Origin of the sequence: Halobacillus alkaliphilus (assembly GCF_900113125.1) — a bacterium.
Lineage (GTDB): Bacteria > Bacillota > Bacilli > Bacillales > Halobacillaceae > Halobacillus > Halobacillus alkaliphilus.
Genome location: NZ_FOOG01000059.1, coordinates 1 through 17,340, shown reverse-complemented (window position 1 = coordinate 17,340; position 17,340 = coordinate 1). Strand labels below are relative to the sequence as shown.

Here is a 17,340-nt window from a genome sequence, read left to right as displayed (position 1 = left end):
AATATTCAAAGGCATTCGCCTTACGGCAACGGCATTCATCTCCCCCTTACCACCGGTCTTCGACACGGCGCTTGAAGAGGGAGTCTTCTGCTGATGAATGATAAAAAAGCACCACTTATCCATAATAAGCAGTGCTTTGAACGTGTTCTAATTCTACAAGCCTCACGATTTCCACCGGAGCATCGAACCAGCTGTTTGCAATGGTTCGGAACTTTTCTACATCCCCTGTTGTATAAAATTCATAGACAGGCGGCTCTTTTCCTTTTTCCAGCATTTTATGATAAGCAAGCATGAAACTCGCTTCTCTTGCTGTCTCTTCTCCGGAACTTATCACTTGAATATGATCTCCCATTTCATTTTGAACCAGATCTTTGATCAAAGGATAATGGGTGCAGCCCAAAATTAGGGTATCAATATGATTCATAGCTTTTAAAGGCCGCAAAGTGCGAGCGACAATTCCTTCCGCTTCAGGTCCAGAAAGAATGCCTTCTTCAACCATAGGCACAAATGGCGGACAAGCTAGATCATTGACCTTGATAGACTGATCAATGGACTTTAACGCTTCAGGATAAGCCTTGCTCTTTATTGTTCCTTCTGTGCCAATAACTCCAATACGTTTATTATTACTAAATTTAATAGCTGCTCTTGCTCCCGGATCAATAACACCAACCACAGGTATATCAAGTTCATCCTGCAGTTCTGATAGTGTATAAGCTGTAGCCGTGTTACAGGCTACCACAAGCATTTTAATATTTTTAGCTAACAAATAATTTACCATTTGCCAAGTAAAGACCCGGACTTCTTCTTCAGATCTAGGGCCATACGGGCACCTTCGGGTATCTCCTAAATAAATGAAAGATTCTTTGGGCAATTGACGCATGAGCTCACGAGCTACTGTCAATCCACCTACACCTGAATCAATAACACCAATCGACTGCTGTTTCACGTAACATCCCTCTTTTAATTCTTAATCAAATTGCTCCTGATCAGCGTCACGCATTTTTTCATGAAGGACATGCAATAAGTTGTTTAATGTTTCCACATCGTCTGTGGGAACATCTTTCAACACTTCTTTTAAATAATCTTGACGCTTTTCAATTACCTCATGGATAATTTGTTCACCTTTTTGAAGAACATGTATCCTAACAACTCTGCGGTCCTTTAAATCCCTAACTCTTTCAACCAGTTTGTTTTTTTCCATGCGATCCACTAAATCAGTAGTGGTACTGCATGCAAGATGGATATAATCGGATAATTCACCAATGGTCATGTCCCCTTTTTCAAGTAACCACTGTAAAGCAACGAATTGGGGAGCGGTAATAGGATAGTGATTTAAAATTACTCGTCCTCTTTGTTTGATAATTCCAGATATGTATCTGAGCTCTTTTTCTACATCAGCTATAATGGACGCTTGTAATTGATTGGACACATTCAGCACTCCTAACGAATTTCTCTGTATGTCTCATTCTCGTTGTTAATAGACAAAAATTCAAGATAAAAATTATTCCTTATTAAAAACCCTTTCAGGTACTGCTACCTATTGCAATACCTGAAAGGTCCTCCCATTTCAAACAAACCATATCTTTGCTGTTCTATGGAGACTTAAAGTTCCAGTTCACCCATACGAAGCAGTTCTACAACTGCCTGTGAGCGTCCTTTCACCCCTAGCTTTTGCATGGCGTTTGAAATGTGATTCCGCACAGTTTTCTCTGAAATAAAGAGCTCTTTTGCGATTTCCTTTGTTGTCTTGTCTTGGACCAGAAGCTCGAAAACTTCTCGCTCCCGCTTGGTTAGAATTTGTGTTGGCCGATAGCCCTCCTCCTTCACAAGCGTACCCCTCCTTGTTGTCCTTGAGCATGAGGATTGAGGGGAATTATTTAGTCAATTTATCGTATGACTCAACAGGCTGTCGTGTGTCACCCTATTATGATTTAGATACAAGCCCGAGTTCCTGGGCTTTAAACAGAGCTTCTGTTCTTGATCGTACATTAAGTTTATTAAAAATGCCAGTAAGTGTGTATTCTACGCTCCTTTGCGACATATGAAGCGCTTGAGCAATTTCCCGATTGGTAAATCCGGAAGCTACCTCTTTAAGAATCGACTGTTCCTTTTCATTTAAAGAAAGCCCTGATCCTTCCTGCGATTCATTCGTTTGGCTGACACTTGCTTCGGAACGCCTTAACTGTTTAAAGAGATGGAGGGGAATAACCACTTCATCCCTAAGCGCACAACGAATAGCAGTAACGAGTTGTTCACTCGCCGCTGTTTTACTTACAAAACCATTAATATCTGCTTCCACAAGCATGTTAAAGTGAGTACTTAGATCAAACCCTGTATAAATTAGCAAGGTTAGATCCGGATAGTGTTTACGTATTCGCTTGGCAAGTTCAATTCCATTCATCCCTGGCATATATAAATCAAGTAACAAAATATCGTACAAATACTGCTTGAGAAGGTCCTCTACTTTATCCCAATGGTCAATAACATCTACCTTCATATCACTTTCTTGCTCGAGCATAGCTTTAGTTCCTGCTCCAACTGCCGGATGATCGTCTACAATTAATACTCTAGTCATACATGAACCTCCTTCTTAACTCCATAAGGAAAAGTTATCGTCATTCTAAATCCAGCACCTGGTGCTGTGTCAATTTCAAGATTTCCATTCAGTCCGTTTACCCGCTGTTCAATTCCAGACAGCCCGATGTGTGAAAATAGATCACGCTTAAAAGAATAATCCATCCCGAGGCCATTATCTGAGTAAAATAAGTGGACTAGTTCCTCATCATTTGATAATGATAGTTTTACTATTTTAGCTTCAGAATGTTTCATAGCGTTGGTAAGCAATTCCTGAACAACACGAAAGATGGCAAGAATACGCTCCTGGTCTAAGCCAGCCTTAAATTCATCACTTCTAAAATATACCGTGAAATTTGAGCGTAATTGATATTGGTGAATTAGATTCTTTAATGATTGCACTAAACCTAGCTCTTCTATGAAAGCAGGTCTTAGTTCATTACAAGTTTCTCTAATTAAGTGAATACTATCAAGCAACGATTCCTTGTACATATTTAATTCTGCTTGAAGTGTTGGCTCCAAAGCATGGCGATGCGCAATTAAATCATCCATCTTACGGTATAAATATAGTTGTTCCTGTAGAACTGTATCGTGAAGATCAATAGACAGTTGCTTCCGCTGATTTTCGGCAATCGTGAAAAGCAGACGAGATAACCATGTTGGGTACTTTTGAGTATTATCACTTTTAAGAGTTTGCAATTCTTTAACCAGATCTTCAATAAGATTCATATTTTCAATGGCAATGTTAGCGTTATGGGATATCGTCTGAAGATAGGTCTTTTCGTCACGGTTCAAGTTAGTATAATCTTTTTTCCTTTACACCAGAGCATTGTTAATTTTTCTAAAGAATATCCGACAATAACGCCGAACCCTTTTTCAGTTTCTATAATGGAGCCAATATCATAATTATAACTGATAAGTTCGCGGTCAAAGTGTTTTAAAATATCATCGGGAATTTGGTCATACACACAATACATATTCTTTTTATTATGCTTAGAATAGATATAAATTTCTTTAACATTCATTACATTTCTAATTTCGTCTCGCATGACTTTCATCAAATCAACTGCGTTCGACTGATCTTTCATGTCCTTAGACATTCGGTGCATACTTTCCTGATAGCTGTACCGCGCCGAAAACAAATACCTTTGTAAACGGAAATCCAATACTTCCTTTATGGAAAGAAACATAATAAAGCATATATGAATGAGTAAGTAAATCTGAACATAAGTAACTTCAGATGGTATTGCTTCCATCAGCCAGGTGATTCCAAGCGTTAAAAGCAAACTAGGAATAATAGACAATAAAGCATAGTAACGAACACGGCTGATCACAAAGTTTATATCAATTAGACGTTCGCGAGTAATTAGATAAATAAATGTTATAGGTAGGGCTACTAAGAAAAAAGCCCCTACTTCAATTGATATAATTTTCACACCGAAAAGTAAAGCAGGAACAAGATACAGCCAAATGTAGGGAAAGAAAGCGACAGTCATACCAACACTCATGTATTTGAAAATGGACCCCACGGGTGATTCTTTATAAATATAAAGACCTTTATAAATGACGCTAAATAAAAAAGTGTAAAGTACCATAAGCAGCCATCCAGGGATAGAACCAAAAGCATCAGGATAATTATGACTATATAAAAATAATCCTTCTAAACTGGAAACGGCAATGACAAAAAAGTATAAAGAATAGACGATTTTCTTAGAAAACCAATAAATATTAAGCTCTTGAAAATAATTGTATAAAAAGTGCATGAGAATGACAGGAGCCACTAAGAATAAAGAAGTGTTTAGAAATATGCTGTACAAATCATCCCGCACAGCCCCGCTATTACTTAAATATCCTGTCGCTATAGTTAAAAAGAAAATAATTAACTGATTCGCAGAATACCTCTTGGGAACTCGTTTATGAACAAGATAAGCGATTGCCAGTATAGAAAGAAAAAATAAAATAGGGATAATGATAAAAAGAGTCCAGTGAAGAGGACCTTTCTGCTCGATGTTCTCATAAACGAATGGTTGTGTGGAGGTTTGAATGGTAAAAGAGTTCGCTAACTCTAGTTCCTCAAACATAGAAACACTAAAGTGGTCCTCCGGTGCATTTCCCTCAATACTGGAAACGCTTGAACCTATAGGTATATTTTCACGATCAGCCCAGCTCCCCATGTCAATATGTGTAATTACCCAGTTATCCCCTTGTTTTTCCAAATCGATTCCAAGGAAAGGCTGGGTAATGGAAAGTACGGATAAGTAACCAGCGGATATAATAAAGAACAATAATACAACCAAGTGACTCCACTTAAATTTCTGCATAAGATCACCTTACCTCAAAATCAATTATATCTATTATACTATGACTAGCAAGCCTCTCAAACCATTAAATATACCATAGCAAAACCCCCTTCCACTACAAGGAAGGGGGTTTTACTAACCATATAATCTTATACTCTTGAGTCACTACCAAAGAAACTCTTAAACGATTCAATAGCTGTGTCGCGATATAAAGCAGCAATAGAAGTAGTTAAAGGAATTCCTTTTGGACAAGACTGGACACAGTTTTGAGCATTTCCGCATCCCATAAGTCCTTCTGCATCCATTATTGTCTGCAATCGCTCACTTTTATTCATGGCACCTGTAGGGTGAGAATTAAATAAACGGACCTGAGACAAAGCAGCTGGGCCGATAAAATCAGTTTTACTATTAACGTTTGGACATGCTTCCAGACACACACCGCATGTCATACATTTAGATAACTCATATGCCCACTGACGCTTGCTTTCCGGCATTTTCGGTCCTGGTCCAAGGTCATGAGTTCCGTCAATTGGCACCCATGCTTTTACTTTCTTAAGTGAATCAAACATACGGCTTCGATCTACCGCAAGGTCGCGTGTTACAGGGAAGGTCGTCATTGGCGCGAGCCTTATCGGCTGCTCCAACTGATCGACTAGAGCCGTACAAGACTGCCTCGGTGTACCGTTGATAACCATCGAACATGCTCCGCAAACTTCTTCCAAACACCCCATATCCCAATAAACGGGAGTGGTAGTTTTTCCATCCGCATTCACAGGATTACGGCGGATTTCCATAAGTGCTGATATAACATTCATATTTTCACGATAAGGAATTTCGAATTTTTCATCATAGGCAGATTCATCCGGATGATCCTGGCGTGTAATAATAAACGTAATCGTTTTGTTTTCGCTCATCATCAATGACCTCCTTTATTTACTTTTCGAGTAGTCGCGTTTACGAGGCTCGATTAAGGAAGTATCAACTTCCTCATAATTGAAAATTGGTTTGTTATTTTCTTTATCATAGCTCGCTACAGTTGTTTTCAGCCACTCTTCATCGTTACGATCAGGATATTCAGGCTTATAATGGGCACCGCGGCTTTCATTACGATTATAAGCGCCCTGTGTAATCACTCGCGCTAACTGAAGCATGTTCCAAAGCTGACGAGTAAACATTGCACCCTGGTTACTCCAGCGGGATGTATCATTAATATTAATCCGCTTGTAACGATCCATAAGCTCAAGTATTTTTTCATCTGTCTTAAGTAACTTCTCATTCTCACGGACTACTGTTACATTATCAGTCATCCATTCTCCAAGCTCTTTGTGGATTTGATAGGCGTTTTCATCTCCATCCATCTTCATAATCTCATCAAACTTGGCCTGTTCTTCTTTTAATTTCTTATCGAATAGTGCTGAACTCATATCCTCAGATATGGTTTCCAGACCTTCTGTATATTTCACGGCATTTGGACCAGCTACCATTCCGCCATAAATCGAAGATAACAGGGAATTAGCACCTAAGCGATTACCGCCATGCTGCGTATAATCACATTCACCAGCAGCAAATATTCCTGGAATATGAGTCATTTGATCGAAATCAACCCACATGCCTCCCATAGAATAGTGAACCGCAGGGAATATCTTCATAGGTACTTTCTTAGGGTCATCTCCTACGAATTTTTCGTAGATCTCAATGATTCCCCCAAGTTTAACATCTAATTCTTTAGGATCTTTATGAGAAAGGTCCAGGTACACCATATTTTCACCGTTAATACCAAGTTTCTGGTTAACACATACATCAAAAATTTCACGAGTTGCTATGTCCCTTGGTACAAGGTTACCATAAGCTGGATATTTTTCTTCCAGAAAGTACCACGGTTCTCCATCTTTATAGGTCCAGACTCGTCCACCTTCTCCTCGTGCTGATTCGCTCATAAGTCTGAGCTTATCATCACCCGGAATGGCTGTAGGGTGTATCTGAATAAATTCACCATTAGCGTAACTTACACCTTGCTGGTAAAGTGCCCCTGCTGCTGAACCTGTATTGATAACAGAGTTAGTTGACTTACCAAAGATAATTCCAGGACCGCCGGTAGCCATAATTACAGCATCTGCAGGGAATGCTTTAATTTCATGATCACTTAAATTCTGACCCATAACGCCTCGGCCAACTCCATCATCGTCAATAATGGCCGAAAGGAACTCCCAGTTTTCATACTTTGTTACGAGCCCATTAACTTCGTGCCTTCTTACTTGTTCATCAAGAGCATATAAAAGCTGCTGACCTGTCGTAGCACCCGCAAAGGCCGTGCGGTGGTGCTGGGTTCCTCCGAAACGACGGAAATCCAAAAGACCTTCAGGAGTACGGTTAAACATGACACCCATACGATCTAACAAGTGAATAATTCCAGGCGCTGCATCACACATAGCCTTAACAGGAGGCTGATTAGCTAAGAAATCTCCGCCATAAACGGTATCATCAAAGTGTTCCCAAGGAGAATCTCCTTCACCTTTTGTATTGACAGCGCCGTTAATTCCTCCCTGAGCACAAACAGAGTGAGAGCGTTTAACAGGTACAATAGAGAGCAGGTCTACGTGAACCCCTTGCTCTGCTGCTTTAATTGTTGCCATCAGGCCTGCTAGACCCCCTCCGACAACAATAATATTTCGATTAGTCATGATTGAAGCTCACTCCCTTAAATACTATATATCTGCGTATAATTATATTCCGTATGCGAATTGAATCAGTGTACGTACACCGATATAAGATATAGCGACAAAAACTACAATGCTTGCATAAGTCATGACTAGCTGTGAACGTGGAGAAACAGTAATTCCCCAGCTTACACAGAAAGACCAAAGACCGTTAGCAAAGTGGAAAGTAGTTGAAATCACCCCTACTATGTAGAACCAGAAAAAGAACGGCTCCGTAAGGATACCTTCCATTAAAGAATAGTTAAGTTCTGCCCAGCCAAAGCCGATAGCAATTCTAGTTTCCCATACGTGCCAAGCTACGAAGATTAAAGTCAGAATACCTGTAATACGCTGAAGCATAAACATCCAGTTTCTGAAATACCCGAAGTTCGACAAATTACTCTTAGCTGTGAATGCGATATATACTCCATAAATTGAATGGAATAATAGTGGTAAGAAAATAATAAATATTTCCAAAACATATCGATATGGCAAGCTCTCCATAAAATGAGCTGCTGCATTGAATGCTTCTGGACCACGAGTTGCAAAAAAGTTCACAGTTAAGTGCTGAAGCAGAAAGATCCCGATGGGAACTACCCCTAATAATGAATGTAGTCTTCGATTAACATATCCGCGTGTTCCCGCCATGTTTACCCCCCTCAAAATGATAACAGAAAGAATGAATTTGAAAATTTTTCAGACAGTTAAGCGCTTTACAATCGCTCAAAAATAATAAACAAATCCCCTGTATTCATTCACCCTCTGTTAAAAGTACAGTTTGTGACATATTTATTGTACTTCTATCCACTAGGAGCGTCAAGAAAGCCAGTCTATAAAATGCTCAAAAATACACATTTATTTCCTTTCCATAAAATGAAACAATAATTATTGCGCCATGTCGCATTTCGGGTGATAATAAAATAGAAAGGAATGAGTGTATTGGAAGAATCTACAAAAATAGACAAGAATATTATATCATCGCTGGTCACCACAGGTGCAGGTTATGATATCATGCGCTACCAAACCTTACCTGATTTCCTTGGCCAGGATGCCCCTTACCTGTTATATCTTATGGGTAAAAACATGGCACGCAAAACAATGATTAATAATTTCGATGAACTTTATGATTTTTTTCAATATATGGGGTGGGGAGATCTCTCATTGGTCAAAGAAAAGAAAAAAGAAATGATTTTTAGGCTGACCGGGCATATAATCGAGAAACGATTAAGCCAGGACCTCCTTCACATTGATTACAGATTAGAATGCGGATTTTTAGCTGAAACCATTCAGACACTCACAGGTCAAACCTATGAATGTCTGGAAGAAAAGTACACAAAAGAGAAATACATAGAACTTATAGCTATGATCACGTAAATACAGAGCCAGCGATCTATTCTTCAGCTGACTCTGGTTCCTCCTGATTTAAATGGATAAGGATGGTATTGGCCACAGGCTCAGGGATTCCTAATTTAGTCAGATCCTGTAGATTAGCATTTTTAATCTCAGGCACAGACTTAAAATGCCTCAGCAGTAATCGTCGACGTTTTTGTCCGACTCCTGGAATTTTATCTAATTCAGACTGAATCGCCCCTTTCCCTCTAAGCTGACGGTGGAACGAAATAGCGAACCGGTGGACTTCATCCTGAATTCTCTGAACAAGATAAAATTCTTGAGAATTACGATCAAGATTCATAATAGCCGGTGGTTCTCCATAGAGGAGTTCACTGGTTTTATGTTTATCGTCTTTCGCCAGACCACATAAAGGAATATCGAGTCCAAGTTCATTTTCAAGCACGTCCATGGCAGCTGACATTTGACCTTTACCACCATCCACCACAATTAAGTCTGGTAGAGGCAATTCCTCTTTAAGTACTCGCTTATACCTTCTTCGAATCACTTCTCTCATCGTTTCATAATCATCCGGGCCACTTACATCACGCACTTTATACTTTCGGTATTCCTTCTTATTTGGTTTTCCGTCAATAAATACTACCATAGCAGACACAGGGTCTGCCCCTTGAATATTGGAGTTATCAAATGCTTCAATACGATGTGGAGTTTCGATATTCATATGCTCCCCTAAAGCCTCCACTGCTTTAATGGTACGCTCTTCATCTCTTTCGATAAGTGCGAACTTTTCCTCTAAAGCAATACTTGCATTTTTCATGGCAAGTTCGACCAGTTCTTTCTTACGCCCTCTCATAGGGATGAGTACTTTGGTTTCAAGCACCCCTTCAAGAACTTCTGTACTGGTAGCGACGGGTACAAGTACTTGTTTCGGATAAGGATGATTCTGATGGAGATAGAACCGGCCAATATAACTGAGGAACGTTTCCTCTGGATCATCAAAGAATGGAAACAAAGCAACATCTCTTTCGATCAATTTACCTCTTCGCACAAAGAACACCTGTACGCACATCCAGCCTTTATCGTATGAATAACCAAAAATGTCTCTGTCTACCTGATCATTCATGGTCATTTTCTGCTGTTCCATAACCGACTCGATATGGTCAATCTGGTCACGAAGTTCCTTAGCTCGCTCAAAATCAAGAGATTCTGAAGCTTCATACATTCGCTTTTTAAGGTCCTTTTTAATATCCGCATGGCCGCCGCTCAAGAATGAGGTAATGTTCTGTACAATTTCCTGGTTCGTTTCCTTAGATACAGGGTATTCGCAGGGGCCTAGACACTGATGCATGTGATAATATAGACAAACACGATCTGGCATTGTATTACATTTTCTAAGGGGGTATAAACGATCCAGCAATTTTTTCGTTTCTCTGGCAGCAATTACGTTCGGATAGGGTCCAAAATACTTACCATTATCTTTTTTCACATTTCGGGTCACAATCAGACGGGGATGCCGCTCTGCAGTAATTTTTAAATAAGGGTAAGTTTTATCATCTTTCAATAAAACGTTATATTTGGGATCATATTTTTTTATCAAGTTCATTTCTAGAATTAGCGCTTCTATTTCAGATGTCGTAACAATATATTCAAAGTCTACAATCTCTCTCACTAGACGCTGTGTTTTTCCATCATGAGCACCAGTAAAATAGGAACGTACTCGATTTTTTAAAACTTTGGATTTACCTACGTAAATAATCGTTCCATTTTTATCTTTCATGAGGTAGCAGCCCGGCTGGTCCGGTAACACAGCCAGCTTCTCTTTTATTATTGAATTCATAGGATTTCACTCCATATATTAGAAATCTATATTAAACGTATCACACGCAGGAAATATTATACAAAAAATAAATGATTACAATGTGCTTTCTTCCTTAGAAGTGAGCATTAGAAATTTCTTTCCTATAGGCTTTGTTAAACTTCAGTGTTAAGCTCCCAATACTGGAAACTCAGTTTCGAGATAAATGGGTCCGTTACGTTAGATGGACAAGGGCTGGTGAGGAGATAATTCGTCTTGTTCCATCATCCGGACACTCGAGACATTAAGCCGCTCATCACCGGAAGGAAAAAACACCATCCTTTTGATGCTCGGCTTATGCTGTTCGTGTCTTTCGGGGTAATTCCACATTTGAACACTTTCCCTATGCACGACGTAAGGCCGCGGAAAGCGAGTCATCCACCGCAGGACCTTCACGGTAAACCAATATCTCGAAACTTAGTCTTCCACTATTTGTCCCTATTGCTTAATAAGCCTCTTATGAAATATCAACATTAAACCTTAACAAAGCCTTCCTATAAAAAGAACCGCGCTGCTATGCAACGCGGTCCTTCTAAAAGATTTTTCTTACGCGTGTTTGGAGATGAGTTCAGCCAGCTGTTCTTTTGGCTGGAAGCCGATGACCTGGTCTACGACTTTACCGTCTTTAAAGAGTAATAACGTCGGAATACTCATTACTCCATACTTACCAGCTGTTTCCTGGTTCTCATCTACATCAAGTTTAACAATTTTTACTTGATCGCTCATTTCTTCATCCAGTTCTTCAAGAACCGGTGCGATCATTTTGCAAGGTCCGCACCATGGAGCCCAGAAATCTGCTAGTACTAAACCTTCGTTTGTTTCGTTAGTGAAATTTTGATCTGTTGCTTTTACAATTGCCATTCTCTATTCCTCCTCGAACTTTTATTCTGTTTAGAGTATATCACTATCTATTTTTAGTGACTAACAATTTGTTTATACCCTATTTAAACATGGAACAAAAGCCGAAGCCAATTAATTGGCTTCGGCTTTGTTAAATTTATGCATTAACTTTCATTTGTTTCACTTCTTCAATCAGCTTCGGTACTACATCAAATAAATCTCCTACTATCCCATAATCTGCTACATTAAAGATATTTGCTTCAGGATCTTTATTGATCGCAACAATTACTTTAGAGTTCGACATACCTGCCAAGTGTTGAATAGCACCAGAAATCCCACAGGCGATATATAAGTCTGGAGTAACCACTTTACCAGTTTGACCAATCTGAAGTGAATAATCACAGTATCCTGCATCGCAAGCACCACGAGATGCTCCTACTGTTCCATTAAGGGTGTCTGCCAGCTCTTGTAAAGGTTCAAACCCTTCTGAACTCTTAACGCCACGACCGCCGGCCACGATAACTTTAGCTTCCGATAAGTCCACACCTTCAGAAGATTTTTTGATAACATCTTTAATAATGGTACGAATGGTTGATATTTCAACCTCTTTTTCTGTGACTTCTCCGGCAAGAGAATCATCACGAGTTAAGGCAGGAATATTATTAGGACGAATGGTTGCGAATACAAGTCCATCTGTAACTTCCTTCTTCTCAAAGGCCTTACCTGAATAAATTGGGCGTGTGAATACGATATTTCCATCCTCCACAACTACTTCTGTGGCGTCTGAAACTAATCCTGATTCTAGTCTGCTTGCTAGTTTCGGGGTCACATCTTTACCAATAGCCGTGTGTCCCATTATAATACCTTCAGGAGATTCGTCTTGAATCACTTGATAAATCGCCTGTCCGTACCCATCAGATGTATACGTTTTCAATTCTTCGTTTGCAACGGTAATTACACGTGATGCTCCGTGGTACACCATTTCTTGCGCCATTGAATTCAAATCTCCTGCACCACAAAGCACCCCTACTACTTCTCCACCATCACTCACTATATTTCCTGCTGCAATCGCTTCAAAAGTCACATTTCGCAGGGATCCTTCTCTAGCTTCCCCAATTACTAAAACTTTTTTACTCATAACGATTCTCCTTTCCCAGTCCTCTATTTACAGTACTTTAGCTTCGGTTTTAAGCAATGATACTAATTCTTTAACCTGATCAGCAGTTTCACCTTCCAAAACTTTACCTGCTTGCTTTTCAGGTGGAAGGAAAATTTCAGTAGTCTTCGTTTTAGCTTCCACATCGTCTTCCTCTAAATCTAAATCATCTAATTCAAGCTCTTCTAATGGCTTCTTCTTCGCTTTCATAATACCCGGCAAGGATGGATAGCGTGGCTCATTCAAACCTTGCTGGCACGTAACAAGCAGCGGAAGCGAGGTTTCTACTTTCTCTACATCTCCCTCGACATCTCGGTCAATCGTTACAGTTGTTCCGTCAATTTCTATTTTTGTAATGGTCGTTACACAAGGCATATCAAGTCTTTCAGCCAATCGAGGTCCTACTTGTCCGCTCGCCTCATCAATAGCTACGTTTCCTCCCAGAATAAGATCTACATCACGATCAGAGAAGAAAGCTTCCAGGATTTTTACCGTAGTAAACTGATCTCCTTCCTCTAAATCGTCTTCTGTATTAATAAGAACGGCCTGATCAGCACCCATGGCTAATGCTGTCCGCAATTGTTTTTCTGCATCCTCTTCACCAATTGTTACTACAGTGACCTCTCCTCCATGCTCATCACGAATCTTAATCGCTTCTTCCACCGCGTATTCATCATAAGGGTTAATAATATATTCTGCGCTATCATCCTCAATCTTTCCATTAGCTACCGTTATCTTTTCTTCTGTATCAAAGGTTCTTTTAAGTAAGACAAAAATATTCATTTACATAACCTCCTGGACTATTTATCTTTAAATTCGGGTTTTCTTTTTTCTATAAAAGCCTGAATGCCTTCCTTGGCATCCTCATTGCCAAAAACTTCTCCAAATGCTGAAGCTTCCGCGTTTACGCCTTCACTAAACGTAGACGTATGAGCATAGGGGATTAAGTTCATCACCTGGTTAATCGCCGGTCCGCTTTTAGAAGCAATCGTACGAGCCAGCTTTTCAGCTTGTTCAAATACTTCTTCACCCGGAAAACTTTCATTTGCCAAACCGACTGAAGCGGCTTCACTTCCCGATATTGGAACGCCCGTTAATATCATCTCATATGCTTTAGGAGCTCCAACATATCTTGGCAGTCGCTGAGTTCCGGCAAAACCTGGTACAATCCCCAAGTTAATTTCCGGCAGCCCAATCTTTGCGTCATCTGCTACATAACGTATGTGGCATGCCATAGCCAGCTCGAGGCCTCCGCCTAACGCAGCTCCATGAATAGCCGCTACAACCGGGATATGGAAGTTTTCTATTCTGTTGAACAGGTCCTGCCCTTTGCTTGACAATCCTTCATAATCAGAAGCTCCTTGTAAGGAGGTAAATTCTTTAATATCAGCTCCTGCTGAAAAAAACTTTCCTTCTCCTTTAAGTAAAATGGCTTTAATCGACGAATCTTGTTCTATCCGGTCCATTTCTTCTGATAAATCCTGAAGGATAGTACTGGACAGAGCATTTGCTGGTGGACTCTGTATCGTAATCTCTGCTACTTGTTCTTTCACTTGTAATGTAAGAGTTGACAACCAAATTCTCTCCTTTAATTTTTGGAATGGGCTAATCCATGGATAAATAAACTATGGACTTCTTTTGCCTGGTCTACTATGTTATACCGCTGTTCTTTCATAACCCAATTTGTTACCGTCTCATCCATGGTTCCAAAAATCATTTGGCGGACAAGACGGCGATCTAGGTTATCACGGAACAGCCCTTCCTCTACCCCTTCTTGAACAATCTGATCAATGACATTTAAATAACCTTTTAAAACTTCATTGATTTTTTGTCTGAGTTCTGAATTGGATTGACGCAGCTCCAACTGAGTTACTATCGCTAAATGATGATCTGCAGCAAGCTGCTCAAAATGAGTTTCAATTAACTTAAGAAGTTTTTCCTCAGCTGATTGTTTAGAAGTGGTTTCCTCCTGGATTCTCTCTATGAATTGCCCCATTTTCTCCTGGAATAGCGAAACAAGTATATCTTCCTTGTTTTTGAAATAAAGATAAATTGTACCATCCGCCACTCCCGCTTTCTTGGCGATTTTTGAAACTTGCGAAGAGTGGTATCCATTTTCAGCAATGACTTCAACCGCTGCATCAATAATTTGTTTGTATTTAGGTTTATTTTTTTTCACTAGAATCTCCTGCCTATCTTTGTTGAAAATGAATGAATGGTCATTCATCTATTATACTACTATCCAGGAAAATATCTGTCAACTTTCATTTAACACTCTTTTAAATTTTATTGAATACTTTCTGTACCCTCTAATTTTCTCTTTTCTTCTTCCACCAACGTACGTCTTAAAATTTTACCTACCGCCGTTTTTGGAAGTTCCTGACGGAATTCATAGATACGAGGTACTTTGTAGGAGGCTATGTTCTGACGGCAATACTCATCTAACTCTTCTTCTGTTATTTCGCTTCCCTGCTTTTTCACGATAAACGCTTTGACGGTTTCACCTCGATAAGGATCAGGAACACCAACGATAACTGCTTCCTGAATCTCTGAATGTTCATATAATACTTCTTCCACTTCACGAGGGTAAATGTTATACCCCCCAGCAATAATCATATCTTTTTTACGGTCTACTACATAAAAATAACCTTCTTCATCCATACGTCCCATGTCTCCTGTACGGAACCACCCATCTTCACTGAGAACTTGTGCTGTCTCCTCAGGTTTGTTCCAATAGCCTTTCATCACTTGGGGACCTTTTACTACAATTTCACCAATTTCTCCGATGTCTGCTTCTTCGTCGGCTTCCATCCGGTATATTTTAGCATCTGTATCAGGCCAAGGAATTCCTACACTGCCACTGACACGCCGTCCCCAAATTAAATTGGAATGAGTGGTGGGAGAAGTCTCCGTTAACCCGTATCCTTCTACAAGTTTTCCATTCGTTATTCTTTCAAAATTTTCCTGAACTTCTACAGGAAGAGGTGCTGAGCCGCTGATACAGGCCTCAATAGAAGACAAATCATATTTCTCCAGACTCGGATGATTTAAAAGGGCAATATAAATCGTAGGGGCCCCTGGAAATAAAGTTGGTCGCTGCTTTTCAATAACCTTTAACACTTCTTCTGTGTCGAATTTAGGCATTAAAACCATTTTATTTCCCATCATAACCGAAAGGTTCATAACGGATGTCATTCCGTATACATGAAAGAATGGGAGAATGGCGAGTACAACTTCCTTACCTTCTTCACATTTGTACAACCATCTTTTAGCCATTTGAGTATTTACTACAAGATTATAATGAGTCAGCATAACTCCTTTTGGAAAACCAGTAGTTCCACCAGTATATTGGAGAAGAGCTAAATCTTCTTTAGGATCGATCTTAACAGGTGTTACATTTCCGCTTGCTGTTTTTAGTATATTCTTCCAAATATGAGTGTCACTCGATTGTTCCGGCTTTACTAATACCTGGTACTGTCTCTTCTGTACAAATGGATACAGCCTGTTTTTTGGAAATGGTAAATAATCTTTAATACCGGTAACAATAATATGTTCAAGCTGGGTGTTAGGCTTAACATTAGCTGCTTTTGGATAAAGAATATCCAGGCAGATGATCATCTTAGTTCCAGAATCTTTCATTTGATACTCAAGTTCTCTCTCCATATATAAGGGATTGGTTTGGACCACAATCCCTCCTGCCATTAGGATAGCATAATATGCAATCACAGACTGAGGGCAGTTTGGGAGCATTATAGATATTCGGTCCCCTTTATTTAAACCTTTCTCTTGTAAATAGCTGGCAAGTAACCGGGATTCCTTATAAATCTGCTGATAGGTTAGTTCCTTACCCATAAAATAAAGCGCTTTCTTTTCACCGTATGCCTGTGCACTTGCTTCCAAATAATCATGCAGCGGCTTTTCGTCATATTCCAAAGTGGTAGGTACTTCTGGTGGATAATGTTCATGCCAGGGGCGTTGAAAAGTGTCCATATCGTATTGCCTCCCTTTAGTCTTATATATCCATTATAACGATTTATGAAAAAAAATTGAAATATAATTTTAAATTTTGAAAAAATTAACTGTGAACAATGGTCTTCCATAATAATCATATTGTACGATATCTACTGGCTTTTTTGCGTCTCCATGGCATAGCAGGCTGAAATATCATCCCCTAAGTTACGCTTTATTAAAAGGTTCTGTTATAGTTTACTGTTTTTAATAGGATCTGTTAAACTTCTGGGTTGATTTTAAGGTAAAGCTCCCATTACTTGAAGACTCAGTTTCGAGGTATCTAGTTAGAGAGTTAGGTCCTGCGGGGAACGGCTCGCTTTCCGTGGTAGAGTAGAGAACTGATTTCAAAAGGGATTTCTCCCCTTTTACTTTCAGCTCCCCCTCATCAAACCGTACGTGAGGTTCTCCCTCATACGGCTTTCCGATGTTCTTCTTTCTTTGGCATTACGGTTACCCTACTTGGCTAAGCACACCAGTTGATACTGGGTTTGTTTCTTTACTTCCTCCAAATGACCATGAAGATTTCGGCGCTGTCTTTTCTTGTTGTTAAACAGAGCT

The 17,340-nt window shown here is 39.7% G+C and carries 17 protein-coding genes; 1 reads left to right on the top strand and 16 read right to left on the bottom strand.

Going from position 1 to position 17,340, the window contains the following annotated elements:
- Window positions 1–115: 115 nt before the first annotated feature.
- The 9 genes from racE to BMZ06_RS18970 all read right to left on the bottom strand — a co-directional run bounded on the left by racE (window position 116) and on the right by BMZ06_RS18970 (window position 8,218).
- Complete coding sequence (gene racE, locus BMZ06_RS19010) at window positions 116–946, bottom strand: glutamate racemase (RefSeq protein WP_089754591.1); 831 nt, start codon at window positions 944–946, stop codon at window positions 116–118.
- 21 nt (window positions 947–967) lie between these two features.
- Complete coding sequence (locus BMZ06_RS19005; protein ID WP_089754589.1) at window positions 968–1,429, bottom strand: MarR family winged helix-turn-helix transcriptional regulator; 462 nt, start codon at window positions 1,427–1,429, stop codon at window positions 968–970.
- Between the two features lie 173 nt (window positions 1,430–1,602).
- Window positions 1,603–1,827, bottom strand: coding sequence for a helix-turn-helix domain-containing protein (locus BMZ06_RS19000; protein ID WP_014643940.1), 225 nt, complete (start codon window positions 1,825–1,827; stop codon window positions 1,603–1,605).
- A 97-nt stretch (window positions 1,828–1,924) separates the two neighbouring features.
- Window positions 1,925–2,575 carry a response regulator transcription factor gene (locus BMZ06_RS18995; protein WP_089754587.1) on the bottom strand — a complete coding sequence of 217 codons (651 nt, stop codon included), beginning with the start codon at window positions 2,573–2,575 and terminating at the stop codon, window positions 1,925–1,927.
- On the bottom strand, window positions 2,572–3,369 hold the full coding sequence (locus tag BMZ06_RS18990) for a sensor histidine kinase (protein WP_089754585.1): 798 nt from the start codon (window positions 3,367–3,369) through the stop codon (window positions 2,572–2,574). Before BMZ06_RS18990 ends, BMZ06_RS18995 begins: the two co-directional genes overlap by 4 nt.
- Entirely contained in the window at window positions 3,366–4,895 is a 1,530-nt protein-coding gene (locus tag BMZ06_RS18985; protein ID WP_089754583.1) for a hypothetical protein, read from the bottom strand. The genes BMZ06_RS18990 and BMZ06_RS18985 overlap by 4 nt, the downstream gene beginning before the upstream one ends.
- Before the next feature lie 128 nt (window positions 4,896–5,023).
- Window positions 5,024–5,788: a succinate dehydrogenase iron-sulfur subunit gene (sdhB, locus tag BMZ06_RS18980; protein WP_089754593.1), complete on the bottom strand. Its 765-nt coding sequence runs from the start codon at window positions 5,786–5,788 to the stop codon at window positions 5,024–5,026.
- 15 nt (window positions 5,789–5,803) lie between these two features.
- Window positions 5,804–7,555 carry a succinate dehydrogenase flavoprotein subunit gene (gene sdhA / locus BMZ06_RS18975; protein WP_089754581.1) on the bottom strand — a complete coding sequence of 584 codons (1,752 nt, stop codon included), beginning with the start codon at window positions 7,553–7,555 and terminating at the stop codon, window positions 5,804–5,806.
- A 42-nt stretch (window positions 7,556–7,597) separates the two neighbouring features.
- Window positions 7,598–8,218 (bottom strand): succinate dehydrogenase cytochrome b558 subunit, encoded by a 621-nt coding sequence (locus BMZ06_RS18970; RefSeq protein ID WP_089754579.1) that lies wholly within the window; start codon window positions 8,216–8,218, stop codon window positions 7,598–7,600.
- Window positions 8,219–8,500: 282 nt separating this feature from the next.
- Between BMZ06_RS18970 and BMZ06_RS18965 the strand changes: the two genes are divergently transcribed.
- Window positions 8,501–8,944 (top strand): YslB family protein, encoded by a 444-nt coding sequence (locus BMZ06_RS18965; RefSeq protein ID WP_245756046.1) that lies wholly within the window; start codon window positions 8,501–8,503, stop codon window positions 8,942–8,944.
- A 16-nt stretch (window positions 8,945–8,960) separates the two neighbouring features.
- Here BMZ06_RS18965 and uvrC read toward each other — a convergent pair whose 3' ends face one another.
- The 7 genes from uvrC to BMZ06_RS18930 all read right to left on the bottom strand — a co-directional run bounded on the left by uvrC (window position 8,961) and on the right by BMZ06_RS18930 (window position 16,761).
- Window positions 8,961–10,757, bottom strand: coding sequence for an excinuclease ABC subunit UvrC (gene uvrC, locus BMZ06_RS18960; protein ID WP_089754575.1), 1,797 nt, complete (start codon window positions 10,755–10,757; stop codon window positions 8,961–8,963).
- A gap of 564 nt (window positions 10,758–11,321) precedes the next feature.
- Window positions 11,322–11,636 (bottom strand): thioredoxin, encoded by a 315-nt coding sequence (gene trxA, locus BMZ06_RS18955; RefSeq protein ID WP_089754573.1) that lies wholly within the window; start codon window positions 11,634–11,636, stop codon window positions 11,322–11,324.
- Window positions 11,637–11,772: 136 nt separating this feature from the next.
- Window positions 11,773–12,753 (bottom strand): electron transfer flavoprotein subunit alpha/FixB family protein, encoded by a 981-nt coding sequence (locus tag BMZ06_RS18950; protein ID WP_089754571.1) that lies wholly within the window; start codon window positions 12,751–12,753, stop codon window positions 11,773–11,775.
- A gap of 27 nt (window positions 12,754–12,780) precedes the next feature.
- Window positions 12,781–13,554, bottom strand: coding sequence for an electron transfer flavoprotein subunit beta/FixA family protein (locus tag BMZ06_RS18945; protein WP_089754569.1), 774 nt, complete (start codon window positions 13,552–13,554; stop codon window positions 12,781–12,783).
- A 17-nt stretch (window positions 13,555–13,571) separates the two neighbouring features.
- Window positions 13,572–14,345 carry an enoyl-CoA hydratase gene (locus BMZ06_RS18940; RefSeq protein WP_089754567.1) on the bottom strand — a complete coding sequence of 258 codons (774 nt, stop codon included), beginning with the start codon at window positions 14,343–14,345 and terminating at the stop codon, window positions 13,572–13,574.
- Between the two features lie 14 nt (window positions 14,346–14,359).
- Entirely contained in the window at window positions 14,360–14,950 is a 591-nt protein-coding gene (locus BMZ06_RS18935; RefSeq protein ID WP_175477936.1) for a fatty acid metabolism transcriptional regulator FadR, read from the bottom strand.
- A 107-nt stretch (window positions 14,951–15,057) separates the two neighbouring features.
- Window positions 15,058–16,761, bottom strand: coding sequence for a long-chain-fatty-acid--CoA ligase (locus BMZ06_RS18930; RefSeq protein ID WP_089754562.1), 1,704 nt, complete (start codon window positions 16,759–16,761; stop codon window positions 15,058–15,060).
- Window positions 16,762–17,340: the final 579 nt, after the last annotated feature.

Excerpts from the sequence above, each read along its gene's own strand:
- trxA (WP_089754573.1), bottom strand. The coding sequence starts at position 11,636 with ATGGCAATTGTAAAAGCAACAGATCAAAATTTCACTAACGAAACAAAC.
- BMZ06_RS18930 (WP_089754562.1), bottom strand. The coding sequence starts at position 16,761 with ATGGACACTTTTCAACGCCCCTGGCATGAACATTATCCACCAGAAGTA.
- sdhA (WP_089754581.1), bottom strand. The coding sequence starts at position 7,555 with ATGACTAATCGAAATATTATTGTTGTCGGAGGGGGTCTAGCAGGCCTG.
- BMZ06_RS18970 (WP_089754579.1), bottom strand. The coding sequence starts at position 8,218 with ATGGCGGGAACACGCGGATATGTTAATCGAAGACTACATTCATTATTA.
- BMZ06_RS18950 (WP_089754571.1), bottom strand. The coding sequence starts at position 12,753 with ATGAGTAAAAAAGTTTTAGTAATTGGGGAAGCTAGAGAAGGATCCCTG.
- BMZ06_RS18985 (WP_089754583.1), bottom strand. The coding sequence starts at position 4,895 with ATGCAGAAATTTAAGTGGAGTCACTTGGTTGTATTATTGTTCTTTATT.
- BMZ06_RS18995 (WP_089754587.1), bottom strand. The coding sequence starts at position 2,575 with ATGACTAGAGTATTAATTGTAGACGATCATCCGGCAGTTGGAGCAGGA.
- BMZ06_RS18965 (WP_245756046.1), top strand. The coding sequence starts at position 8,501 with ATGAGTGTATTGGAAGAATCTACAAAAATAGACAAGAATATTATATCA.
- sdhB (WP_089754593.1), bottom strand. The coding sequence starts at position 5,788 with ATGAGCGAAAACAAAACGATTACGTTTATTATTACACGCCAGGATCAT.
- uvrC (WP_089754575.1), bottom strand. The coding sequence starts at position 10,757 with ATGAATTCAATAATAAAAGAGAAGCTGGCTGTGTTACCGGACCAGCCG.
- BMZ06_RS18945 (WP_089754569.1), bottom strand. The coding sequence starts at position 13,554 with ATGAATATTTTTGTCTTACTTAAAAGAACCTTTGATACAGAAGAAAAG.